Genomic DNA, 8,960 nt, shown 5'->3' with positions numbered 1-8,960 from the left:
CGGTGAGCGGACCGGTGTCCCCAAGCAGCGGGACGGCCGGATCGAGGCGCTGCGCAACCTGCGGGTGGCCCGCCGCTCGGCCATCGACCAGCGCGCCGACGCCCAGCGGCAGATCAAGGCCCTGATCCGTCCGGGGCGGGTCACAGCGCGGTGGCGATCGTCGCGCAGCCTGCCGTCAGGATGACGCCGAGGCTGATCGCCCGGAACACCCTGTAGGGGATGCGGTCGGCCGCGCGGATGCCCAGCTGGTTGCCGAGGATGCCGAGCGGCAGCCAGAAGGCGACGTACTTCCCCAGCGGCGCGAGGACGCCCGGGTCGGTGGCGGTGAGGAGCGCCAGCGTGAGGACGTTCGACACGATGAAGTAGACGGTGAGGTCGGCGACGAACGACATCTGCTCCACGCGGTCGCGGGTCAGCAGCAGCGCGGGCGGGACGCCGTTCAGCGACGTCGTCACCCCGAGGAACCCGCCGCCGGCCCCGGCGGCGAGGGTCGTCGCCGCGCCGGCCGGGGGGCCGTCGCGGTCGCCCGGCCGGAACGCGATGGCCAGCGCGGCGCCGATCGCGACCAGCCCGACACCGATCTTCAGCACCCCGGTGTCGAGCGTCCCGCGCACGGCGAGGCCCGCGAGGATGCCGGGGACGCCGCCGCCGATCAGCCGGGCGGCGCGCGGCCAGACCAGATGGCGGCGCAGCCGCCGGACCGCCGCGAGCCGGGTGAGCAGGGCGATCGCGAGGTTGGCGGCGACGACCTCGCGCAGCGGGAGCCCGGCCGCCAGCAGGGACGGCGCCGCCACCAGGCCGAAGCCGAAGCCGGTGGCGCCGCCCAGCAGCGCGGCCAGGAAGATCCCGGCCGCGCCGATGACGATCTGCGTCATGGCCGGAGGGGACGGGCACCGGCCCGCCGGCAGCGGCCGGTCGGAGCGGTCAAAGGCCCAGCTTCCGGTAGGCGGCCTCCATGCTGGCCTGGGCCCGCTCGGACGTCCGCTCGTACTCGGACTCGCCGTGCGAGTCCATGGTGACGAAGAGGGGGCCGAACCCCGTCACGCGGAACTTCCAGAGGCACTCGGGCATGAGGTCCTCCCAGAGGACGTCCTCGATCTCGGCGACCTGAAGAGTCTCGTAGCTGGCGGCGCCTCCGGTGATGGACAGGTAGACGGCGCCGTGCCGGCCGAGATGCTCCAGCGATCCGGCACTCAGGCCGCCCTTGCCGATGATCGCGCTGACGCCCAGGTCCTCGACGCAGCCGCGGGTGAAGCGGTCCATCCGCATCGAGGTCGTGGTGCCGACGGAGACGGGGACGTAGCCGCCCGCGTCCGTGCGGCGGACGCTCGGCGCGGTGTGCAGGAAGAGGGCGCCGGCGAGGTCGGCCGGAACGCGCTCGCCCTCGTCGAAGAAGCGGATGAGGGACGCGTCGCGGACGCCCCAGATCGTCCCGTCGATCCAGAGCTCGTCGCCGCAGCGCAGCGAACGGGCGGTGGCCTCGTCGAAGGGGGCGTCCAGCCGGAGCACGCGGTCAGTACCCACGCGGTCAGTACCCATACGTCACCTGCCCGTCGGCCGCGATGCGCGCACGCGCCCGCTCGCCCCGCCAGCACTGGATGTTGACGGCGACGGGGTTCATCGAGATGTGCGTCCAGGCGTACTCGACGTGGACGGCGAAGGAGGTCGTGGCGCCGCCCAGGCCCTGCGGCCCGATGCCGGTCGTGTTGATGGCGTCCAGCATCTGGCGCTCGAACTCGGCGATCTCCGGTTCGGGATGGGGCTGCCCGACGGGGCGCAGGGTCGCCTTCTTGGCGAGCGCGGCGCACTGGTCGGCGGTGCCGCCGAGGCCGACGCCGACGACCGTGGGCGGGCAGGGGCGCGGACCGGCCTCGACGACGCGGTCGAGGATGTACTTCTTGACGCCGGCCTGGCCGTCGGCGGGGGAGAGCATGCTCAGGAACGACATGTTCTCCGAGCCGGAGCCCTTCGGGATGAGCAGGATGTCCAGGCCGTCGCCGCCGTCGGCGAAGTCGACGTGCACGGCGGGGACGCCGTCGCCGGTGTTGTCCTGGCGGTTCTCGCGGGTGAGCGGGTGCACGATGCTCGACCGCAGCGAGTGCCGCTCGCTGGCGAGGGCGATGCCCTGGCGCAGGGCCTCGGTCATCCGGGCGCCGTTGACCGGCGCCTCGGTGCCGATCTCGACGAAGAACACGCAGATCCCGGTGTCCTGGCAGACGATGATGCCGGTCTCGTCGGAGGTCTCGATCGCCTTGACCATCACCTCCAGGCGGCGCCGGGCGCCGCCCTCCTCGCGCCGGTGCGCGGCGTCCACCGAGTGCCGCACGTCGGGCGGGAGGTCGGTCAGGGCCTTCTTGTAGAGCGCCGCGGAGACCTCGCGCAGGTCGTCGTAGAGCTGGTCGGTTCCGAGCCGGACCGTGCCGGGACCCATCGCACCCCTTCCCTAGTGGTTTGACCTCTGACCATAGGAAGCCGGGAGTGCGGCCGTCAACGCTCATAGGCAATGCCTATGAGCTCATCGTCAACCGGCGGGTACCGGCCCGTGCGCCGCTGTGTGCACGCTGGTCGGCGTGCAATACGGCTTCGCGATCGACCAGCGCACATGCATCGGTTGTCATGCATGCACCGTCGCCTGCAAAACGGAACACGAAGTCCCGGTGGGACAGTTCCGTACCTGGGTGAAGTACGTCGAGAAGGGGGAATTCCCGTCGACGACACGCGAGTTCGGCGTGATGCGCTGCAATCACTGCACGGACGCGCCGTGCGTGAAGATCTGCCCGACGAAGGCGCTGTTCAAGCGCGACGACGGCATCGTCGACTTCGACGGGGACAGCTGCATCGGGTGCAAGAGCTGCATGCAGGCCTGCCCCTACGACGCCATCTACATCGACGACGACACCCACACCGCGGCGAAATGCAATTTCTGCGCCCATAGGGTCGACCAGGATCTGGAACCCGCCTGTGTTGTGGTCTGCCCGACCCATTCGATCTGGGTCGGTGACCTCGACGACCCGGAGAGCGGCATCAGCAAGCTGGTGAGCACCCAGCCCACGGCCGTCCGGGCACCCGAGCAGAACACCGGACCCAACGTCTTCTACCTCGGCGCCGACCACGCCGTCCTCGACCCCCTGGCCGCGCCCGTCGACGACACCTACATCTGGGCGAGGCCGGACGAGCAGCGCCTGGAGGCGGCACGGGACGCCGGTCCCTCCGATGAACCCGGCCGGCCCCGCACCACCCTCAACACCGCCCATCCCCGGCCCTGGGGCTGGCGCGTCACCACGTACCTGTGGACCAAGGGCGCCGGTGCCGGAGCCCTGCTCCTCGCCGCGCTCGCCCTGATCGCCGGTGTGGACCTGGGGCCTGTGGGACGGTACGTCGCGCCCGCCCTCGCCATCGCGGGCGCGGCCAGTACCGGGGCCCTGCTCGTCTGGGACCTGAAGCGTCCCGAACGGTTCCTGTACCTGTTCCTTCGTCCCAACCCGACATCGTGGCTGGTCTGGGGCGGGGTCGTGCTGTGCGCCTGCACGGGTGCCGGCGGGCTGTGGCTGCTGTTCGGAGACATGTCCGTGCTGCGCTGGGCCGCGATCCCGATCGCCGTGCTGACGGCCGGGTACACCGCCTTCCTGTTCGGCCAGGCCGAGGGCCGTGATCTGTGGCAGTCGCCCGTCCTGTTCTGGCACCTGATCGCCCAGGCCGGGATGGCCGGCTCGGGGGCGCTGCTCGTCGCCGCGCCGTTCGCCGGGCTGGAAGGCGAGGCCGTCCGGTTCCTCACCTGGGCGCTCGTCGCCTCGGCGGCCGCCCACCTGCTGTTCCTGGCGCTGGAGTACGGCGGCCGGCACTCGGGGCGGGCGGCGGCCTTCGCCGCGCACCTCGTCGTGCGCGGCCGGTACGCCAGGACGTTCTGGCTCGCCGGGGTGGTGCCGGTCGTGGCGGGCGCCGCGCTGGCCCTCCTCGGCCCGGCCGCCGGTGTCGCGGGCGGCCTGCTCGTCCAGGCGGCGCTCGTCGCCTACGAGAGCGTGTACGTCCGCGCCGGCCAGGACGTCCCGCTGTCCTAGCTTCCGCCGTCCGAGGAGTGCCCTATGACGATCGACCTTCCCGGGATGCGCAACCACGAGAGGTTGCGGAACTACCCGGCGCCCGAGACGTGGGACCACCACGTCGAGAACGACGCCCGGGCCCACCCGCGCAAGGTGCCGCGGGAGTTCATGCTCATCCCGACCACCTGCTTCAACTGCGAATCGGCCTGCGGGCTCCTCGCCTACGTCGAGAAGAAGGACCTGTCCGTCACCAAGGTGACCGGCAACCCCGCGCACCCGGGCTCCCGCGGCCGCAACTGCGCCAAAGGCCCCGCCACGATCAACCAGCTGGACGACCCCGAGCGCATCCTCCATCCCCTGCGCCGGGCCGGTGAGCGCGGAGCCGGGAAATGGGAACGCGTGAGCTGGGACGAGGCGCTCGACGACATCGCGGCGCGCATCCGGCAGGCGATCCTCGAAGACCGCCACGACGAGGTCCTGTACCACGTGGGACGTCCGGGAGAGGACGGCTTCGCCGAGCGGTTCCTCCAGGCCTGGGGCGTGGACGGCCACAACAGCCACACCAACATCTGCTCCAGCGGCGCGCGGTTCGGCTACACGCTGTGGGGCGGGTACGACCGGCCCTCGCCCGACCACGCCAACGCCAAGGTCATCCTGCTCCTGTCGAGCCACCTGGAGACCGGGCACTACTTCAACCCGCACGCGCAGCGCATCATGGAGGCCAAGCAGAACGGGGCGAAGCTCGTCGTCCTCGACCCGCGGATGTCCAACACCGCGTCCCACGCCGACCTGTGGCTGGCCCCCTGGCCGGGCAGCGAGGCGGCGATCCTGCTGGCCGTGGCCTCGTACCTGATCCGGACGCGGCAGCTCGCGGACGGCTACATCCGCCGGTGGGTCAACTGGCAGACCTACCTGGAACGGCTCCACCCGGACGCGCCCCGCGACTACGAGACCTTCCTCGATCGGCTGGAGTCCGACTACGCCGGCTACACCTTCGAGTACGCGGCCCGCGAGGCCCGCATCCCGGTGGAGCGGATCGAGGAGCTGGCGCGCATCGTCGCCGGCGCCGGGACGAGGCTCGCCGCGCATGTCTGGCGCGCCGCCGCCGCGGGCAACCTCGGCGGATGGCAGGTGGCCCGGTCCCTGTTCTTCCTCAACGTGCTCACCGGAAGCGTCGGCACCGAGGGCGGCACCAGCCCGAACGGCTGGAACAAGTTCGTCGCCCACGGCCCGAACATGCCGGACGCCCACGAGCGCTGGAACGAGCTGCTCTGGCCGCGCGAATACCCGCTGTCGACCAACGAGATGTCGTTCCTCCTGCCGCACCTCCTCGCGGACGGGCGCGCCAGGCTGGCCGTCTACTTCAGCCGGGTCTACAACCCCGTCTGGACCAACCCGGACGGGTTCATGTGGATGGAGACCCTGACCGATACCGACCAGGTGGGATGTCATGTGGCGCTGACGCCGACCTGGTCGGAGACGGCGGCGTACGCCGACTACGTCCTGCCCATGGGGCACTCGACGGAACGGCACGACACCCACTCCTACGAGACCCACGCGGGACGGTGGCTCGGCTTCAGGCAGCCCGTGCGCAGGGTCGCGATGGAGAAGACGGGCCAGTCCTTCACCGACACGCGTGACGCCAACCCGGGCGAAGTCTGGGAAGAGAACGAGTTCTGGTTCGAGCTGTCCTGGCGCATCGACCCGGACGGTGAACTCGGGATCCGCAAGTACTTCGAGTCCCCGTACCGTCCCGGCGAGAAGGTCACCGTCGACGAGTACTACCGGTACGTCTTCGAGAACTCCGTCCCGGGCCTGCCCGAGAAGGCGAAGGAGGCGGAGCTGACCCCGCTGGAGTACATGCGCAAGTACGGCGTGGTCGAGATCGACTCGGGGGTCTACCGGCTCGACGAGCGGCCCCTCACGCCCGCCGAACTGGACGGCGCCGAGCCCGACGAGCAGGGCGTGCTGCGCCGCCCGACCACGCCCGACTCGGTCCCGCCGCTGATCGGCGAGGCCGGGGCGGTCGGGGTCCTGCACGAGGACGGCACGGCCACCCAGGGCTGGCTCACCCCGTCCCGGAAGCTGGAGATCTACTCGGCCGCCGTCGCCGACTTCGGCTGGCCCGAGCACGCGACACCGGGATACGTGGAGTCGCACGTCTCCTGGAACCGGCTGGACCGGGACGCCGGGGACCTCGTCCTCATGCCGACCTTCCGGCTGCCCACCCTCGTCCACACCCGCTCCGGCAACGCCAAGTACCTGAACGAGATCAGCAACACCCACCCGCTGTGGGTGAACCCGGAGGACGCCGCCGGCCTCGCCACCGACGACCTCGTCCGCGTGCACACCGAGATCGGGCACTTCGTCGCCCGGGTCTGGGTGACGGCCGGCATCCGTCCCGGCGTGGTCGCGCTCTCGCACCACATGGGCCGCTGGAGGCTGCACGAGCAGGACGGCAGCCGGTGGGTGAGCGGGCTGGTGGACCTCCAGCGCGGCGAGGAGGGGGTGTGGCGGCTGCGCTACCGCAAGGGCGTCCGGCCGTTCGCGTCCGGCGACGCCGACAGCTCCCGGATCGACTGGGACGATCCCGGCGTCCACCAGAACCTGGCCTTCGCGGTGCATCCGGATCCGCTGTCCGGGATGCACTGCTGGCACCAGAAGGTGCGGCTGGCCCCGGTCGAACCGGGCGACGAGTATGGGGACGTGGTCGTCGACACGCGCAGGTCGCGGGCCGTGTACCGGGAGTGGCTGGAGCTGACCCGGCCCGGACCGAACGCGGACGGGCTGCGGCGTCCCGAGTTCCTCATGCGCCCCGTCAAGCCGAAGCGGCGGGCCTTCCATGTCTGACATGTCTGAACTGGACCGGGCGGTCCGCGCCGCGCTCGCGTCGGTCGAGGACCCGGAGCTGCACCGTCCCATCACCGACCTCGGCATGGTCGCGGACGTGCAGGCGGGGCGGCGCGGCAAGGTCCGCGTCCGCGTCGCGCTCACGACGTCCGGCTGCCCCCTGCGCGACCGCCTGCGCGCGGACGTGGAGGCGGCGGCGCTGGCCGTGCCCGGCGTCCGGGACGTCTCCGTGGAGTTCTCCGCGATGAGCGCGCGGGAGCGGGCCGAGCTGGGAGAGCGGGTCCGGGCGGACTCGCGCACGGTCCGCGGCGCCCTGTCCGGCGGGGGGCCCGCCGTCTACGCGGTGGCGAGCGGCAAGGGCGGCGTGGGCAAGTCCACCGTGACGGCCAACCTCGCCGTGGCGCTGGCCCGGGCGGGCTCCACGGTCGGGATCCTCGACGCGGACGTGTGGGGCCCTTCGATCCCGCTGCTGTTCGGTGCCTCCCGCCCGCCGGTCGTCCTCGGCGGGCGGATGATGCCCGTCGAGGCCCACGGCGTGCGGCTCATGTCGACCGGCCTCTTCGTGGAGGGCACCGAACCGCTCGTCTGGCGCGGCCCGATGCTGCACAAGGCGATCCAGCAGTTCCTCGACGACGTCCACTGGGGCGACCCGGACGTCCTGCTGGTCGACCTGCCGCCGGGCACCGGGGACGTCTCGCTCTCCCTGCTGGAGCTCGTCCCGGACGCGCGGGTCATCGTGGTCACCACGCCGCAGCCCGCCGCCCGGCGGACGGCCGAACGCGCCGGGCGGATGGCCGCCGACCTCGGCATCGCGGTCGCCGGCGTGGTGGAGAACATGTCCGGCTTCACGTGCGACTGCGGGCGGCACGCCCCGCTGTTCGGGGCCGGCGGCGGCGACTCCCTCGCGGACGCGCTCGGCGTCCCGCTGCTCGGCCGCGTCCCCCTCGACGAGCGGCTGCGGGAGTCGGGCGACGCGGGCGTGCCGGTCATGGCGAGCCATCCCGGCTGCCCGTCGGCGGCGGCGCTCCGGGACGTCGCGCTGTCCCTGCCGCTGGACGCGCCGCGGCGCGGCCTGGCCGGAATGCCGCTGCCGCTCTCGCCCGTCTGACCACCAGGTCACTCGGCGGACGCCCGGCCCGCCCGGACGGCGATCCGCAGCAGCGCCTCCGCGTGGGGCGCCGGCGCCGACCGGCGGGGCCACACCGCCCGCAGCCGCCGGGTCAGCTCGATCCCGGCCACCGGAACCCGGACGAGCTGCCCGGTGCGCAGCTCGTGCTCCACGGCGAGCGCGCTCAGCACCGCGGCGCCGGCGCCCGCGACCACCGCCTCCTTGATGGCCGTGGTCGACGACAGCTCCAGGTGCGGGCCCTCGCGCAGCTCGCCGAGCACCCGGTGCAGCGTCTCCCGCGTCCCGGAACCGCGCTCGCGCAGCACCAGGCGTCCGGCGGCCAGCTCGCCGGGGGTGAGGGGGCCGCGGCCGTTCGACCAGGGATGGCCGGGGGCGGTCACCACGGCCAGTTCGTCGTCGGCGACGACCAGCTCGGTCAGGCCGTCGTGCGGGGCGGGGTCCTCGATGAAGCCGAGGTCGGCCTCCCCGGCCTCCAGCAGCTCCACCACGTCGTGCGAGTTCTCCGCGCGGAGCGTGACCGTCAGCTCGGGCCGCTCGCGGCGCAGCGCGACCAGCCACCGCGGCATCAGGTACTCCGCGATCGTCATGCTGGCCGCCACGCGCAGCAGGCCGCTCGCCCGGTCGCGCAGGGCCGCGACGTTCGCCATGAGGTCGGCCGCGGGCGTCACCACGTCGCGCGCCCACTCCGCCACGGCCGCGCCCGCCGCGGTCAGCCGCGACCCGGACGGGGAGCGGTCCAGCAGCTCCAGCCCCAGCCGGCGCTCCAGCAGCTTGATCCGCGCGCTCGCCGACGGCTGCGAGATCCCGTGCTCCCGGGCGGCCCGGCCGAGGCTCCCCAGGCGCTCGACGGAGAGCAGGAGGTCCAGGTCGGCGAGTTCGGGGGTACCCGGCGCTAGTGGCACGCCCCCACCCTACGAGACCTCCCGGATGTTACGGATTGC

Annotated in this window: 7 protein-coding genes and 1 pseudogene; 4 read left to right on the top strand and 4 right to left on the bottom strand. The window is 72.7% G+C overall.

What is annotated here, in order from left to right:
• Nucleotides 1–184: pseudogene (locus ABGB11_RS30120) on the top strand (hypothetical protein); the annotation flags it as partial.
• On the opposite strand, the gene ABGB11_RS30115 reads toward ABGB11_RS30120, so the two are convergent.
• The 3 genes from ABGB11_RS30115 to ABGB11_RS30105 are packed head-to-tail and all read right to left on the bottom strand — an operon-like array spanning nt 141 to nt 2,431.
• On the bottom strand, nt 141–875 hold the full coding sequence (locus tag ABGB11_RS30115) for a sulfite exporter TauE/SafE family protein (protein ID WP_347638263.1): 735 nt from the start codon (nt 873–875) through the stop codon (nt 141–143). The pseudogene ABGB11_RS30120 and the gene ABGB11_RS30115 overlap by 44 nt on opposite strands.
• A 49-nt stretch (nt 876–924) precedes the next feature.
• The gene (locus ABGB11_RS30110; protein WP_347638261.1) at nt 925–1,524 is read right to left on the bottom strand and encodes a fumarate hydratase C-terminal domain-containing protein; all 600 of its coding nucleotides are present in this window, start codon (nt 1,522–1,524) and stop codon (nt 925–927) included.
• Nucleotides 1,525–1,528: 4 nt separating this feature from the next.
• Nucleotides 1,529–2,431: a fumarate hydratase gene (locus ABGB11_RS30105; RefSeq protein ID WP_347638259.1), complete on the bottom strand. Its 903-nt coding sequence runs from the start codon at nt 2,429–2,431 to the stop codon at nt 1,529–1,531.
• Nucleotides 2,432–2,657: 226 nt separating this feature from the next.
• On the opposite strand from ABGB11_RS30105, the gene ABGB11_RS30100 reads away from it, so the two are divergent.
• The 3 genes from ABGB11_RS30100 to ABGB11_RS30090 are packed head-to-tail and all read left to right on the top strand — an operon-like array spanning nt 2,658 to nt 7,998.
• Nucleotides 2,658–4,058, top strand: coding sequence for a 4Fe-4S dicluster domain-containing protein (locus tag ABGB11_RS30100; protein WP_347638257.1), 1,401 nt, complete (start codon nt 2,658–2,660; stop codon nt 4,056–4,058).
• A 24-nt stretch (nt 4,059–4,082) separates the two neighbouring features.
• Nucleotides 4,083–6,890, top strand: coding sequence for a molybdopterin-dependent oxidoreductase (locus tag ABGB11_RS30095; RefSeq protein WP_347638255.1), 2,808 nt, complete (start codon nt 4,083–4,085; stop codon nt 6,888–6,890).
• A gap of 1 nt (nt 6,891) precedes the next feature.
• The gene (locus ABGB11_RS30090; RefSeq protein WP_347638253.1) at nt 6,892–7,998 is read left to right on the top strand and encodes a P-loop NTPase; all 1,107 of its coding nucleotides are present in this window, start codon (nt 6,892–6,894) and stop codon (nt 7,996–7,998) included.
• Between the two features lie 8 nt (nt 7,999–8,006).
• Here ABGB11_RS30090 and ABGB11_RS30085 read toward each other — a convergent pair whose 3' ends face one another.
• Nucleotides 8,007–8,921, bottom strand: a complete 915-nt coding sequence (locus ABGB11_RS30085; protein ID WP_347638251.1) for a LysR substrate-binding domain-containing protein — start codon at nt 8,919–8,921, stop codon at nt 8,007–8,009.
• Between the last annotated feature and the right edge of the window lie 39 nt (nt 8,922–8,960).

The sequence above is a fragment of the Actinomadura sp. B10D3 genome, assembly GCF_039871695.1.
Classification (GTDB): Bacteria; Actinomycetota; Actinomycetes; order Streptosporangiales; family Streptosporangiaceae; genus Spirillospora; species Spirillospora madurae.
This window is presented reverse-complemented; position numbering and strand designations above follow the sequence as displayed.